Genomic DNA, 13212 nt, shown 5'->3' with positions numbered 1-13212 from the left:
GACGTGGCCGTGCGTGAGGAGGTCGCACGCGCGCGGCGGATCGTCGTCAAGGCGGGGTCGTCCTCGCTGACGACCCCGGACGGGTCGATCGACGCCGCCCGCATCGACGCGCTCGTCGACGTCCTCGCCGGCTGGCGCCGCGACGAGGGCCGTACGGGCGCGTCCAGGGGCCGTGACGACGGCCGTACGGGCGGGGCCAGGGGCCGCGAGGTCGTCTTCGTCTCCTCCGGCGCGATCGCCGCCGGGCTCGGCCCGCTGAGCCTGGTCTCCCGGCCCCACGACCTGGCGCTGCAGCAGGCGGCGGCCAGCGTGGGGCAGGGCCTGCTGGTGGCCCGTTACACCGAGTCCTTCGCGCGGTACGGCCTGTGCGTCGGGCAGGTGCTGCTGACCGCCGACGACATGATGCGCCGCTCGCACCACCGCAACGCCCAGCGCACCCTCGAACAGCTCCTCGCCTTCGGCGTCGTGCCGATCGTCAACGAGAACGACACGGTCGCCACCGACGAGATCCGCTTCGGCGACAACGACCGGCTCGCCGCGCTCGTCGCCCACCTCACCCGCGCCGACGCGCTGATCCTGCTGTCCGACGTGGACGCCCTCTACACCGGCGACCCGAGAGAGCCGGGCGCGCGGCGGATCCAGGACGTCCGCGAGCCCGCCGACCTGGACGGCGTCCGCCTCGGCGGCTCGGGACGGGTCGGCACCGGCGGCATGGTGACCAAGGTCGAGGCGGCCCGCATCGCGGGCGTCCCGGTCGTCCTGACCAACGCCGACTCGGCCGGGCCCGCGCTCGCCGGCGAGAACGTCGGCACGTACTTCCACCCGGCGGGCGTCCAGCCGTCGACGCGGCGCCTGTGGCTGGCGCACGCGACGACCGGGCAGGGACGGCTGCGCCTGGACCCGGGGGCGGTCGAGGCCGTGGTCCGCCGCCGCAAGTCGCTGCTGCCGGCCGGCCTGACCGGCGTGGAGGGCGACTTCAGCGCGGGCGACCCCGTGGACCTGTGCGACGACGACGGCCGCGTCGTCGCCCGCGGGCTGGTCAACTACGACGCTTCGGAGATCCCGGACCTGATGGGCAGGTCGACGCGCTGGCTGGCGCGGGAGCTCGGCCCGGAGTACGAACGCGAGATCATCCACCGGGACGACCTGGTCGTCCTGGTCGGCGAGCAGGCAGCGACCCGCCGGGACTGAGTCCGGCGCGGCCAGGAGGAGGACAGATGAGCAGTCAGGAGCAGGTTCTCGAGGTGGCGCGGCGCGCCAGGCAGGCCGCCGCCGAGCTGGCCCCGCTGCCGCGCGCCGTCAAGGACGCCGCGCTGAACGCCATCGCGGACGCCCTCGTGGCCGGCTCGGAGCGGATCGTCGAGGCCAATGCCGCCGACGTCGCCCGCGCCCGTGAGGCCGGCACCTCCGAGTACATGATCGACCGGCTGAGCCTGACCGACGAGCGGATCGCCGCGATCGCCGCCGCAGTGCGTCACGTCGCGTCCCTGCCGGACCCGGTGGGGGAGTCGGTGCGCGGCTACACCCTGCCGAACGGCCTGGAGCTGCGGCAGGTCCGCGTCCCGCTCGGCGTGGTCGGCATCATCTACGAAGGCCGCCCGAACGTCACCGTCGACGCCGCCGCGCTCACCCTCAAGAGCGGCAACGCGGTGCTGCTGCGCGGCTCGTCCTCGGCGTACGACTCCAACTCCGCGCTGGTCGAGGTCATGCGCGCGGCGCTCGCCGACGTCGGGGGCGGCGTGCCGGCCGACGCGATCCAGCTCGTGCCCGGCCGCGACCGCGACTCCGTCAAGCACCTGATGCGGGCCCGCGGCCTGGTCGACGTGCTGATCCCGCGGGGCGGCGCGTCACTGATCAACTCGGTGGTCGAGGAGTCGACGGTCCCGGTCATCGAGACCGGCACCGGCAACTGCCACGTGTACGTCGACGCGGCCGCCGACCTGGACATGGCCGTGGACATCCTCGTCAACGCCAAGACGCAGCGTCCGTCGGTGTGCAACGCCGCCGAGACGGTCCTCGTGCACCGCGACATCGCCGACGCGTTCCTGCCGCGCGCGCTGCGGGCCCTGGGGGAGAAGGGCGTCACCGTGCACGGCGACGCCGCGGTCCGCGCGCACGCGGGCGAGGGCGCGACCGTGGTCGAGGCGACCGAGGAGGACTGGGGCACCGAGTACCTCTCCCTCGACCTCGCCGCCGCCGTCGTCGACTCCCTCGACGACGCCGTCGCGCACATCCGGAGGTACGGCTCGGCGCACACCGAGGCGATCGTGACGACCTCCCAGTCCGCCGCGCGGCGCTTCACGGCCCTCGTCGACTCGGCCGCCGTCATGGTGAACGCCTCGACGCGGTTCACCGACGGCGAGGAGTTCGGGTTCGGCGCGGAGATCGGCATCTCCACCCAGAAACTCCACGCCCGCGGCCCCATGGGCCTGCCCGAGCTGACCTCGACCAAGTACATCGTCACCGGCGAGGGCCACCTCAAGGGCGCCTGACCTCCGCGAACGGCCACGCGAGCGGGGCGGGGGCTACGGCGTCAGCACGATCCTGCCGAAGACCTCGCCGGCGTCCATCTTCCGGTGCGCCAGGACGGCCTGCTCCAAGGGCAGCAGCTCGTGCACCACCGTGCGCAGTTCGCCGCGGCTCGCGGCGGCGAACTGCGCGGTCCTCACCGTACGCCGATCGGCTTCGGCCACGGTGGCGGCGCTGAAGGTGGCGAACGACAGCGACCTTTGGAAGTCCGCCATCAGCTTCGCGCCGAAGTCCGCCGGCGGTTGCCCTCCGACCGCGCCGACGGCCACCAGGCGGCCGTTCGGGTTGAGCCTGTCGAAGAACACCGGCATGTCCACACCGGCGACGATGTCGATGATGACGTCATAGGCCCCGGGAGCGTCCTCGCCACCCTTCCCGGAGCGGTCCAGCACATGGGTCGCGCCGAGTTCGCGCAGGCGGTCGCCGCGCTCGGCCGACGACGTCGTGACCGCCACCGCGCCGGCGCCACCACGGGCCGCGAGCTGCACCGCCGCGATCCCGATGCTGCCGGCAGCGCCGCGTACCAGCACCGACTCGCCGGGCGCGAAGTGGGCGTGGGAGAGCCCGAAGTGGGCCACCACTCCGGAGCTGCCGAGGGTCACCGCGTCGACGGGGGACAGGCTCTCTGGGAGGGGGAGGACGTCCTCGACCGGGGCGATCACCTGCTCGACGTAGCCGCCGCCCGTGCCGGTGAACGCCCACACGCGCCGGCCGATCCAGGACGCGTCGACGCCGTCGCCGACCGCGGTGACGGTGCCCGCCACCTCGCCTCCGGGAACATGACCCTCCGTGAAGCCGTACGCCGCGAGGGCGCCGCTTCGGATCACCGCGTCGACGCCGCCGACGCCGATCGCCTCGGTGGCGATCAGAACCTGTCCGCCGCCGGGAGCCGGGGTGGGAACGTCGATGACCGCCATGCCTTCGGGATCACCGAATGCCTGAATCGCAACTGCCTTCAATGTCGTCTCCATGGTCTGGGCTCGATCGGGACCGCTCCGGGCGCCGTGCGTCCGGATGCCGATGGACGCTAACGGACGCCACCGTCCGGTTGGCTAAAGTGAGACCGGTGACCGGCCGTTTGCCTCACTCCCTGCGATCCGACGCCCTCGACAACCGCGAGCGCATCCTCGACGCGGCCCGCGCGCTGTACGCCGCCGAAGGTCTCGACGTGCCGATCCGGGAGATCGCCCGGCGCGCCGGAGTCGGGCCCGCCACCCTGTACCGCCGCTTTCCCACCAAGCGGCTGCTGGTCACCGAGGTCTTCACGGACGAGATGCACGCGTGTCACGCCATCGTCGAGGAGGGGCGTGCCGATCCGGATCCGTGGCACGGCTTCTGCGCCGTCATCGAGAGGCTCTGCGAGCTGCACGCGCGTAACCGGGGCTTCACCGACGCCTTCATGGCGACCTTTCCCGACGCGATCGATCTCGCCGCGGGCCGGAGGCAGACGCTGGACGCGATCGCCGAACTGGCCCGCCGCGCCAAGGAGGCCGGCCGCCTGCGCCTCGACTTCGTCCTGGACGACCTGATCCTCATGCTCATGGCCAACCGGGGCATCCATACCACCTCGACGGCCGCCCAGGTCGCGGCCTCCCGGCGCTTTGCCGCGTTCATGATCCGGGCGTTCCAGGCCCCGTGAGCTCCGCCACGCGACCCCGGCGAGGTCGACGACGAGGACGAACCGAGGCTCCTCGTCAACGCTGCAGGTCGATGACGAGCTTCCCGCGCACGCCCCCGGCCTCGAGCCGTCGGTGGGCCTCTGCGATGCCGGTGATCGGGTAGACGGTATCGATCGCGGGGCGGATGATTCCCGCCTCGGCGGAGGCGGTGAGCTCGGCGATCCGGGCGGGAGAGGGGTTGTTGCTGAAGAGTTTCATCCGCCGGGGTGAGAGGGCGGCCCGCAGCCCTGCGGTGGCCATGGAGGTCAGGATGCGGTCCTGATCGAAGGCGAGCGCGACCATGCGGCCACGCTGGCTGAGCCGGGCCCGGTAGGCCCCGAGGTCGGTACCCACGACGTCGAGGATCACATCGAAGTGGCCGAGATCCTGCGGCCGGGCCGTACGGTAGTCGAGGGCCACGTCGGCGCCGAGTTCGGTGACCCAGGCAAGATTGCGGGCGCCGGCGAGCGCGGTGACGTGGGCGCCGAGCGCTTTGCCCAGTTGCACGGCGATGCTGCCGACGCCCCCTGTGGCGCCGCGGACCAGGAGCCGTTCACCGCTGCTGAGGCCGGCCTTGTCCGTCAGTGCGGTCATGGCGGTGGTGCCCGACACCGGTAGGGCGGCGGCCTCCGGCAGCCGCAGGTTCTTCGGTGCTCGGGCGAGCCGCTGTTCGGGAACGGTGACGTACTCGGCGATGGCGCCGAAGGTGAAGTGCGGCATCAGCCCCCACACTTCCTCTCCCACACTCCAGGCGTGAACTCCGGAGCCCACGGCCGCGACGCGGCCGGCGAAGTCGCTTCCCACGCCACGAGGGAAGCGGGCCCGGCTGATGCGGCGCAGCTTGCCCGCACGGAAGGCCAGTTCCCCGGCGTCCACGCTCGCGGCGCGGACCTCGACGAGTACCTCTCCCGGCCCCGGCTGAGGCGTGGGCAGGTCGTTGACACGGAGCACCTCGGGAGGGCCGAAACGGGTGTATTGGACGGCGCGCATGATCTCTCCCAATCGTTTCGACCATAAGTGGGCCGGTAGCCCACTTATGGTTCGGCTACTCTAACCGGAGCCCCAGCCCGTTTGTCAAAGCCCGGAGGTCGCCATGGCCTACACCGCCGAACGACGGCCCCTGCGCGCGGACGCCCAGCGCAACTACGACCGCATCCTCGGCGCAGCCCGGGAGGTCTTCGCATGTCAGGGCGCCGGGGCCTCCCTGAAGGAGATCGCCCGTCGAGCCGGGGTGGGATCGGCGACACTGCACCGGCTCTTCCCCTCCCGCCGAACCCTTCTCGAAGCCGTCTTCCACGACCGCGTCGAGGAGTTGTGCGCCAAGGCGGCGCAACGCGCCAAGGAGGGCGAGCCCGGCCCCGCGCTCTTGGCATGGCTGGGTGACCTCACCGCCTACGCGGCCGGCAGCCGTGGCTTGGCCGCTTCGCTGCTTCACGACGGGCGGGACGCCGACCTGCTGGATCAGAACGAAGGCTGCCAGGCAATGATCACTGCTGCGGCGCGCGAACTCCTGCAGCGAGCACAACAAGCGGGCGCCGTCCGTCCCGGCGTTCGCGCCGAGGACCTTCTCGCGCTGGTCAACGCCATTTCCCTGGCCACCGAGCACCACGATGACGACGCGCAGGCGGGCCGGCTGCTGAACCTCGCGATCGAAGGCATCCGCCTCCAGCCCGCCGAGAACGCATAGGGAACCCGAGTGCGGCCACCGGGCGGCAGGGCCGGCTCACACCGAACGCCGATCAAGGATCACCGCTCCATCGCTCCCCGCGGGCCGGGCTCAGTCCGCCGCCGCTGCCGCCCGTACGTCTCCGGTCGGGCAGGCCGTGTCGCGAACGCCGCCGGCCGCGGCGTACAGCAGTTCGCGGACGGAATCCTCGCGGTCGGCCCGCCAGACGAGGCGCAGCGCGATGTCGGGCGTCACGACCGGATGGCCGACCAGCGCGCCCGAACGGAGATCCTCGGCCACGGCGAACTCCGGCAGCAAGGCCGCGCCGAGGCCCCGGCGCGCCCAGCCGTGGATGACGGTGACCGAGCCCAGCTCGGTGCGTTCGCCGTCGGTGCCCAGCACCCGGTCGGCGATCATGCGGAACGAGCAGCCCGGCGGCGTGACGAGCAGGCGGTCACGGGACGCCCCGGGCGCCGTGACGTACGCCAGCGGGACCTCCTCCACGTCGAGGAAGTCCAGCCGCGGCGGCGCGTCGAACCCGAGGCCGCCCACCGCTGGGCCGCTGTCCAGAAGCAGCCCGGCGTCGAGTGAGCCGTCCTCGACGCCGGCGAGGACGTCCCGGCGGTTCAGCGGCGACACCTCGACGCCCAGATCCGGGCGGCGGGCCGCGAGCCGCTCGATGATGTCGGGGACCAGCGTGGCGGCGAGCGTCTCCAGGGTGCCGAGCCGTACGACGGCCGGTCGGCCGGTCACCTCGCGGCGCGCCTGATCGGCCTGGTCGAGCAGCCGCCGGGCCCAGGTCGTCATGCGCCGCCCGGCCTCGGTCGGCCGCATGCCCTCGGGCGTCCGGTCGAACAGGGAGACCCCGAGCGACCGCTCCAGCGCCCGTACCTGCTCCGAGACGGAGGACGGCGCGAGGTCCACGGCGATCGCCGCGTCGGTGACGGTGCCCTTGGCGGCGACGGCGAGGAACGTGCGCAACTGCCGAAACTCCACGCTGACCTGGCCTTTCGGTTCTGCCGAACGGGGCGTTCGCCGCCGCCGGTGGAGGGTGACGGGCGGGTGCCGCGACCGTGGGTGCATCCCATCCTCCTGGAGTCTCACGTGTCAACGGAAACCCTTCCGATCTCCTCCCGGGCGAGCCGGCTGTTCGGTCTCTCGCTCGGCTACTTCCTGGTGCTGCTGGACACCACCGTCCTGACCGTCGCCCTGCCCGACCTGCGCGCCTCGCTCGGCGGCGGGGTCGCCGGGCTGCAGTGGGCGGTCACCGGCTACACGGTGACGTTCGCCGCGCTGCTGCCCACCTCCGGCGCGGTGTCGGACCGGTTCGGGGCGCACCGGGTGTTCGCCGCAGGGGTCGCGGCGTTCGGCCTGGTGTCCCTGCTCAGCGCGGCGGCGCCGACCCTGCCCGTCCTCGTCGTCCTGCGGGCCGTGCTCGGCGCGGCGGGCGCGCTCTGCCTGCCGAGCTCGCTGGCGATCATCACCCGGCTGTACCCCGTTCCGGCCGAACGCGGCCGTGCCCTCGGCGCCTGGGCCGCGATCACCGGCTGCGCGCTGGCGGCCGGCCCGGTCGTGGGCGGGCTGCTGGTGTCGGTCGGCGGCTGGCGGGCGGTGTTCCTCGCGAACGTCCCGGTCGCGCTGGTGAGCCTCGTGCTCGTCCGCGGCATCCGGGTGCCCGCGACCGGGAGGGCGATCGACTGGCGGGCGCAGTTCGTGGCCTGCGCCTTCCTGGCGGTGCTCACCGACGCCATCGTCGACCGGCGCGTCGTCTCGGCGGTCGCGGCGGGCGTCCTGGCCCTGATCATGGTCGTCGTGGAACGGCGCAGCGCGTCCCCGGCCGTCCCCGGCACGGTGATCGCCGAGCCGGGCGTACGCCGGGGCCTGATCGCGGGCGCGGCGGTCAACTTCGCGCTGTCGGGCGGCCTGTTCGTGCTGACCCTGTCGCTGCAGCGTCACCTGGGACCGGTGGCCACCGGTCTGGCGTTCCTGCCGCTGACGCTGCCGACGGCGTTCAACCCGCTGGTCACCGGCCGGCTGGTCGCGAGGTACGGGCCGCGCCCGCCGGTCCTGGCCGGGCTGACCCTGCTGACCCTCGGCTGCCTCGCCGCGCCCTCGGTGCCCTGGCTCGGCATGCTCCTGCTCGGCTTCGGCGTGTCCTTCTCCCTGCCCGCCCTGGTCACCGGAGTCGTCCAGGCGGCGCCCGAGGGCGCGGCCGGCGTGGCGAGCGGCCTGCTCAACGCGGTCCGCCAGGTCGGCGCCACCCTCGGCGTCGCGGTGATGGGCGGCCTGGCGAGCGGTACGGCGTTCGCCGTGGCCGCGGCGCTCTGCCTGGTCGCGGGCCTCACCCTGGCACTCGGCGGCCGCCGCTCCTGAAACGTGAGGAACCCACGACTGGGGAGTCGTGGGTTCCCCGGTTCGGCCGATCAGATGTCTTGCAGCCTGACTTCAACGCAGTTGCTCGTACCCTCGTTCCCGCTACGGGAGGACTTCCGCCAGCCATCGTCCGTGATGAGTTCCTGCATCACAGCTCCTTCATCAACTTCTCGATCAGCTCGAGTGACGCGCGTTCCGGCAGCGCTGATTGGCCGATTCGATCGTATCTGTCCCAGTACTCCCGGACTTCGGACGGAGACTCCACGAGACGCCCTCTGCCTGAGGCTTCAGTGTGAGCGACGTCTCCGGACTCTCCGAAGAGGAGCGTGAAGCTGCCGCTGAACCCTGCGTGCGCCCCGGCGCTTCGAGGCACCACTCTGAGGCCCACGTTCGGTAGCTCTGCCAGGCCGAGGAGGTGCGCGAGCTGGTTGCGCATGACTTCCGATCCGCCAACGGGCCAGTCGAGTGCGTTCTGGGAGAGCAACGCCCAGATCGTCGGCGGAGACCGCTTGCTGAGGATGACCTGCCTGGCCATTCGCCTGGCCACCTGCTCTTCGACGTCCTGGGTGCCCAGGGCGCCGATCAGGGCGGCGGCGTACTCGGGGAGCTGGAACAGCCCTGGAACCGCCAAGGCTTCGTAGGTCTTGATCGTGTCCGCTGCCGCCTCATGCCCCAGATACGCCTTGAACCACTCGCGGTCGTGGTTGGCCTGTCTCCTGGCCTGTTTGAGCAGCCAGGTGAAGTGTTGGCCCAGCTCCCAGTGCGCGTCCAGCTTCGCCGCATCCTCCTCCTTGATTCTCCGGCGCCCCGTCATGATGTTGGAGACATTGGAGTAGCTACGGCCCAGCAGTCTCGCGACATGCCTGTAGGACATATTGGACTTCTTGGCATGGAATTGCAGGTCGAGCGTTATCTTGTCCCACGGATCGGAGTCCGGATCGAGCTTGATTCCCTCGGTCATGTGGCCCCCGAATCTCTCCAGTGTCTCCAGGAGAGATTACGCCTCTCCCATAGTGCGGTCCAAAATCTAAGTCAGCGCTTCTGATTGCATCCGGGAATGGCCTCGGATGGCAGACAAGGCGCAGAATGGACCGAACAGCCTGAAATATGGCAGATAAGGGTGGGTGGCCATGGATGCGATGGTGAGCCCGATCGAGACGGTGATGGACGACGGTGATCGGAAGACCGTCGTGACCCTTCGGCCGGTGCCTCAGGCGGCCGACATCGCCCGTACCTTCATCGAGCACCGCATGATCGTCGAAAAGTGTCCTGATCTGGTGGACGACGCGACTCTGATCGCCTCGGAGCTCATCACCAACGCCTACGTCCACGTTCCCGCGGCGGAGTTCTTCAAGCTCATGCTCTGCTGGAACGCCGGCAGTCCTCTCATCGAGGTCTGGGATCCGTCCTGGACGCTGCCCCAGCCGAGGAGTCTCGCCGAAGGCGACGAATTCCTCCTCTCCACGAGCGGGAAAGGGCTCTTCATCATCTCCCGGCTCGCCGAGAGCTGGGGCTCCCGGCGAATACCGAGAATGAAAGGCGGTGGAAAGATCGTATGGGCTCGTCTCCCTCCGGGAGGGGCTCACCGCCCTTGATCCCTGGCATTCGCTGCGCCGTAGCAACAGCAACGGTCAGGGATCACGCGGCGGTGGCGGCGACCCGTACGTGGGGGAGAGGAGAAGCCGTGATCGGCGTCTCGTGGGCTTGAGCCTTGTGCCGTTGAATCAGACTGAGACGGCGGGTGCGCGTCTGAGCCTTCACCCTGATCCTTCACGCCGGCCGGCCAGGGTAGGTCAGACGTCCTGGGCCTGTCGGGAAGTCACAGGTCCGCGTCGTGCGAGAAGACCCGGACCGGCGCCGGCCGGCCTACCCGGCGGACGCCCGCACCCTGACGACACCACGGCTGAGACCACAGGGGGCACCGGGGTCGGTGTGGCACCAGAGGACGACGCGAGAGCCCGCTCTCGGGAGGACGCGTGCCTGGTGAAGGCGTCTTAGCGTGATGACCAAGATCAAGGAGGACGAGATGCCCAGGTACACCCGTATGGTCGGCGCCACGGTCGCCGCCGCGGCGGTGATGACGATGAGCGCGTGCGGTTCGGCGATCGCGGTGCAGACCACCGGCTCCACCACTGCGGCCGCGCGGGCCCGCGCCGCCGCGCCGGCCGCCGCGCCGTACGCCGACGTGCGTGAGATCCTGCAGCGGTTGACCGCCGTGGACGGGGCGCCGGGAGCGCTGGCCGAGGTGAGCGACGCGCACGGCCGTACGGTGATGACGAGCGGCGCCGCGGACACCGGAACCCGCGCGCCGATGGCGGGCGGTAGCCGGTTCCGCATCGGCAGCATGACGAAGATGTTCGTCGCCACCGTGGTGCTGCAACTCGTGGGCGAGCACAGGGTCGCGCTCGACGCGCCGGTCGAGCGGTACCTGCCCGGCGTGATCAGGGGGAACGGCAACGACGGCCGTGACATCACGGTGCGGCAGCTCCTGCAGCACACCAGCGGCCTGCCCGACTATCTGAGCTACCTGACCCCGCAGCAGATCCTGAACGATCCCCTCGCCCACCATGACCCGCGGGACCTCGTGGGCATCGCCCTCGCCCACCCGTCGCTGTTCGCGCCCGGGACCGGCTGGAAGTACTCCAACACCAACTACCTGCTGGCCGGGATGCTCATCGAGAACGTCACCGGCCATCCCTACGGCCAGGAGATCGACCGGCGCGTCAGCCGCAGGCTCGGCCTGCGCGATACCTCGGTTCCCGGCGACGAGCCGGGCATCTCCGGCACGCACCCACGGGGATACGCCAAGCCGGGATCCTCCGGCCTCGTCGACGTGACCGCGTTCAACCCCTCGGTCGCGGGCGCCTCCGGCGCGATGATCTCCAGCGGAGCCGACCTCGACCGGTTCCTCGGCGCCCTGGTGAACGGGCGTCTGCTGCGCCCTGCCGAGCTACGGGCCATGATGACCACCCGGCCGACCGGCGACTCGTCCGGGCGCGCCTACGGCCTGGGCCTGCAGAGCAGGCCGCTGCCCTGCGGCGGTCTGTACTGGGGACACGACGGTGACATCTTCGGGTTCGAGACGATGGGCGGTGTCACGCCCAGCGGCCGGGCGGTGACCGTGATGGCGAATCTCGACCCGGGCGGCAGCGACGCCCAGGACGCCGACATGCGCACCGCCGTCACCACGGCCCTGTGTGAGAGCGGCTCCTCCGAATCCCGCTGAGGCGTGTCTTCAGGGCGCGCCCAGCCCACGCAAGCCGTCCCCTTCTCCACCGCTCTTTGCTCTGCTTACGCGGGGTATGCACCTGGACTGGTCCAGTGCCTACTCCGCGTAAGCAGAGCAAAGGCCTTGCGGGAACATGCGGCCTTGGTCGAGCCCGACGCCTCGTGCGAATCGCCGGTGGCCACGGTGGTCAACGAGGACGGCACCACGCCGAGCGGCGGCTCGCTGCTGGATGAGATCGTCCGGCACGTCGAACGCCCCGAGGCGGTCGCGGCGTGAACTCCCTCACGGCCCAGAGAGCATCCTCGATCTAGCTTGCTAGCATTCTAGAGTGCTAGCATCTGCTCGTGGGTGATGAGGACGTCAAGCAGTTCAACGTGTACCTGCCGGTCGGGCTGATCAAGCAGGTCAAGTACCGCGCCATCGAGTCGGGCATGTCGTTGTCGGCGCTGGTCGCCGACGCGTTGCGGGTCTACCTCGATGACGCCCATGAGCACGAAGAGCGATCGAAGGAGCAGGAGAGCTGACATGTCGACCGAAGGAATCGAGGCCGTGTTCCTGGAGACCCACAACTGGGGCAGGGCGGCGAAGTTCTTCCAGGCGCTGGGTTACGAGTTGGAGTTCGAGACGGACCACAGCTCCGGCCAGTTCCGCAACGGGGACGGCCCGTACGTGTTCATCGCCGAGGTCCCCGAGGACCGAGAGCCGCAGACGCGGATCGTCTTCAAGACGCCGGACGCGGACGCGTTCCGTCCCGACCCGGCCGTCGAGGTGGTCACGCCGTTCGAAGAGACCCATTACGGGACCAGGGAGATGACCGTCCGCGATCCCGACGGACGTCTGTGGACCCTCCAGGCTCCCGCCGGGCACTGACCGCGGCGGGAAGGGGGACATCATGACGGACGAGCAGACCGCGGCGCCGGACGACACCGCGGTGCGGACCGCCCTCTGGCGGGCGTTGCACCTTCAGGTCGACCCGCCGCCTCATGTGGTCGAGGACGAGATCGGCCTGCGGCTCGCGGCGCCCGGCGACGGGTGGCGTGACCGCCCGGACATGGACCCGCAGGCCACCCGGGGGTTTCGGGCGGCCATCGTGGCCCGGGCCCGGTTCATCGAGGACCTGGTCGCCGAGCAGGCCGATCGCGGCGTCGCCCAGTACGTCATCCTGGGCGCCGGCCTGGACACCTTCGCCCAGCGCAGGCCGGAGCTCGCCGCCCGCCTGCGGATCTTCGAGGTCGACCGGCCCGATCCGCAGGCATGGAAGCGCCATCGCCTCGTCGAACTCGGCTACGGGATCCCCGACGGGCTGCGCCTGGTGCCGGTCGACTTCGAGGCGAGCGAAGACTGGCTGGAGCAGGTGGTCGCCGCCGGCTTCGATGCCGGCCGGCCGGCGGTCATCGTCTCCACCGGCGTCAGCATGTACCTCACCAAGGACGCCACCGTGGCCACCCTGCGCCAGGTCGCCGGGCTCACGTCCGGCTCGACGCTCGCGATGAGCTTCCTGCTGCCGTTCGAGCTCCTCGACGAGGCCGACCGGCCCGGTCTCCGGGCGAGTAAGGAGGGCGCGCAGGCGTCCGGAACGCCGTTCATCAGCTTCTACACCCCGTCCGAGATGCTCGCGCTGGCCCGCGAGGCCGGCTTCAAGGACGTCCGGCACGTGTCAGGGGAGTCGCACGCCGATCGCTACTTCGCCGATCGCGCCGACGGCCTCCGCCCGTCGAGCGGAGAGGACCTGCTGCTGGCCACCACCTGATCCTCGC

General features: G+C 71.1%; 16 protein-coding genes. 11 read left to right on the top strand and 5 right to left on the bottom strand.

Annotated features, from left to right (window positions below; genetic code table 11):
• The first annotated feature begins 3 nt into the window (after positions 1–3).
• On the top strand, positions 4–1191 hold the full coding sequence (proB, locus tag NE234_RS10880; RefSeq protein ID WP_406566975.1) for a glutamate 5-kinase: 1188 nt from the start codon (positions 4–6) through the stop codon (positions 1189–1191).
• A gap of 26 nt (positions 1192–1217) precedes the next feature.
• Positions 1218–2492, top strand: coding sequence for a glutamate-5-semialdehyde dehydrogenase (locus tag NE234_RS10875; RefSeq protein WP_252778776.1), 1275 nt, complete (start codon positions 1218–1220; stop codon positions 2490–2492).
• A gap of 33 nt (positions 2493–2525) precedes the next feature.
• Here the strand turns inward: NE234_RS10875 and NE234_RS10870 are convergent, their stop codons facing one another.
• A complete protein-coding gene (locus tag NE234_RS10870) occupies positions 2526–3488 on the bottom strand; it encodes a zinc-dependent alcohol dehydrogenase family protein (protein WP_252778775.1) in 963 nt (320 codons plus the stop codon).
• A 107-nt stretch (positions 3489–3595) separates the two neighbouring features.
• On the opposite strand from NE234_RS10870, the gene NE234_RS10865 reads away from it, so the two are divergent.
• A complete protein-coding gene (locus NE234_RS10865) occupies positions 3596–4168 on the top strand; it encodes a TetR/AcrR family transcriptional regulator (RefSeq protein WP_252778774.1) in 573 nt (190 codons plus the stop codon).
• A 55-nt stretch (positions 4169–4223) separates the two neighbouring features.
• On the opposite strand, the gene NE234_RS10860 is transcribed toward NE234_RS10865, so the two are convergent.
• A complete protein-coding gene (locus tag NE234_RS10860; RefSeq protein ID WP_252778773.1) occupies positions 4224–5177 on the bottom strand; it encodes an NAD(P)-dependent alcohol dehydrogenase in 954 nt (317 codons plus the stop codon).
• Positions 5178–5280: 103 nt separating this feature from the next.
• Here NE234_RS10860 and NE234_RS10855 point away from each other — a divergent pair, with 103 nt between their 5' ends.
• A complete protein-coding gene (locus tag NE234_RS10855; RefSeq protein ID WP_252778772.1) occupies positions 5281–5874 on the top strand; it encodes a TetR/AcrR family transcriptional regulator in 594 nt (197 codons plus the stop codon).
• 90 nt (positions 5875–5964) lie between these two features.
• Here the strand turns inward: NE234_RS10855 and NE234_RS10850 are convergent, their stop codons facing one another.
• Positions 5965–6849: a LysR family transcriptional regulator gene (locus tag NE234_RS10850; RefSeq protein WP_252778771.1), complete on the bottom strand. Its 885-nt coding sequence runs from the start codon at positions 6847–6849 to the stop codon at positions 5965–5967.
• Positions 6850–6957: 108 nt separating this feature from the next.
• Here NE234_RS10850 and NE234_RS10845 point away from each other — a divergent pair, with 108 nt between their 5' ends.
• Entirely contained in the window at positions 6958–8226 is a 1269-nt protein-coding gene (locus NE234_RS10845; protein WP_252778770.1) for an MFS transporter, read from the top strand.
• A 50-nt stretch (positions 8227–8276) separates the two neighbouring features.
• Here NE234_RS10845 and NE234_RS45875 read toward each other — a convergent pair whose 3' ends face one another.
• Positions 8277–8375, bottom strand: coding sequence for a DUF397 domain-containing protein (locus NE234_RS45875; protein WP_406566973.1), 99 nt, complete (start codon positions 8373–8375; stop codon positions 8277–8279).
• Positions 8375–9187, bottom strand: a complete 813-nt coding sequence (locus NE234_RS10840; protein ID WP_252778769.1) for a helix-turn-helix domain-containing protein — start codon at positions 9185–9187, stop codon at positions 8375–8377. The genes NE234_RS45875 and NE234_RS10840 overlap by 1 nt, the downstream gene beginning before the upstream one ends.
• 169 nt (positions 9188–9356) lie before the next feature.
• On the opposite strand from NE234_RS10840, the gene NE234_RS10835 reads away from it, so the two are divergent.
• The 6 genes from NE234_RS10835 to NE234_RS10815 all read left to right on the top strand — a co-directional run bounded on the left by NE234_RS10835 (position 9357) and on the right by NE234_RS10815 (position 13205).
• Positions 9357–9821 carry an ATP-binding protein gene (locus NE234_RS10835; RefSeq protein ID WP_252778768.1) on the top strand — a complete coding sequence of 155 codons (465 nt, stop codon included), beginning with the start codon at positions 9357–9359 and terminating at the stop codon, positions 9819–9821.
• A 407-nt stretch (positions 9822–10228) separates the two neighbouring features.
• Positions 10229–11452, top strand: coding sequence for a serine hydrolase domain-containing protein (locus tag NE234_RS10830; protein WP_252778767.1), 1224 nt, complete (start codon positions 10229–10231; stop codon positions 11450–11452).
• A 144-nt stretch (positions 11453–11596) separates the two neighbouring features.
• Entirely contained in the window at positions 11597–11731 is a 135-nt protein-coding gene (locus tag NE234_RS44260; protein WP_256528523.1) for a hypothetical protein, read from the top strand.
• A gap of 68 nt (positions 11732–11799) precedes the next feature.
• Positions 11800–11979: a hypothetical protein gene (locus NE234_RS10825; protein ID WP_252778766.1), complete on the top strand. Its 180-nt coding sequence runs from the start codon at positions 11800–11802 to the stop codon at positions 11977–11979.
• A 1-nt stretch (position 11980) separates the two neighbouring features.
• Positions 11981–12325, top strand: coding sequence for a VOC family protein (locus tag NE234_RS10820; protein WP_252778765.1), 345 nt, complete (start codon positions 11981–11983; stop codon positions 12323–12325).
• A 22-nt stretch (positions 12326–12347) separates the two neighbouring features.
• Positions 12348–13205 carry a class I SAM-dependent methyltransferase gene (locus tag NE234_RS10815; RefSeq protein WP_252778764.1) on the top strand — a complete coding sequence of 286 codons (858 nt, stop codon included), beginning with the start codon at positions 12348–12350 and terminating at the stop codon, positions 13203–13205.
• The last annotated feature ends 7 nt before the right edge of the window (positions 13206–13212 follow it).

This window comes from Actinoallomurus rhizosphaericola (genome assembly GCF_024055675.1).
Lineage (GTDB): Bacteria > Actinomycetota > Actinomycetes > Streptosporangiales > Streptosporangiaceae > Actinoallomurus > Actinoallomurus soli.
Note: the sequence above shows the minus strand (reverse complement) of the source record. Positions and strands in the feature narration are given on the sequence as shown.

Bases quoted from the DNA above. Each gene is read 5' to 3' on its own strand.
- NE234_RS10875 (WP_252778776.1), top strand. From the start codon at position 1,218: ATGAGCAGTCAGGAGCAGGTTCTCGAGGTGGCGCGGCGCGCCAGGCAG.
- NE234_RS10860 (WP_252778773.1), bottom strand. From the start codon at position 5,177: ATGCGCGCCGTCCAATACACCCGTTTCGGCCCTCCCGAGGTGCTCCGT.
- NE234_RS10855 (WP_252778772.1), top strand. From the start codon at position 5,281: ATGGCCTACACCGCCGAACGACGGCCCCTGCGCGCGGACGCCCAGCGC.
- NE234_RS45875 (WP_406566973.1), bottom strand. From the start codon at position 8,375: ATGCAGGAACTCATCACGGACGATGGCTGGCGGAAGTCCTCCCGTAGC.
- NE234_RS10840 (WP_252778769.1), bottom strand. From the start codon at position 9,187: ATGACCGAGGGAATCAAGCTCGATCCGGACTCCGATCCGTGGGACAAG.
- NE234_RS10835 (WP_252778768.1), top strand. From the start codon at position 9,357: ATGGATGCGATGGTGAGCCCGATCGAGACGGTGATGGACGACGGTGAT.
- NE234_RS10830 (WP_252778767.1), top strand. From the start codon at position 10,229: ATGACCAAGATCAAGGAGGACGAGATGCCCAGGTACACCCGTATGGTC.
- NE234_RS10820 (WP_252778765.1), top strand. From the start codon at position 11,981: ATGTCGACCGAAGGAATCGAGGCCGTGTTCCTGGAGACCCACAACTGG.
- NE234_RS10815 (WP_252778764.1), top strand. From the start codon at position 12,348: ATGACGGACGAGCAGACCGCGGCGCCGGACGACACCGCGGTGCGGACC.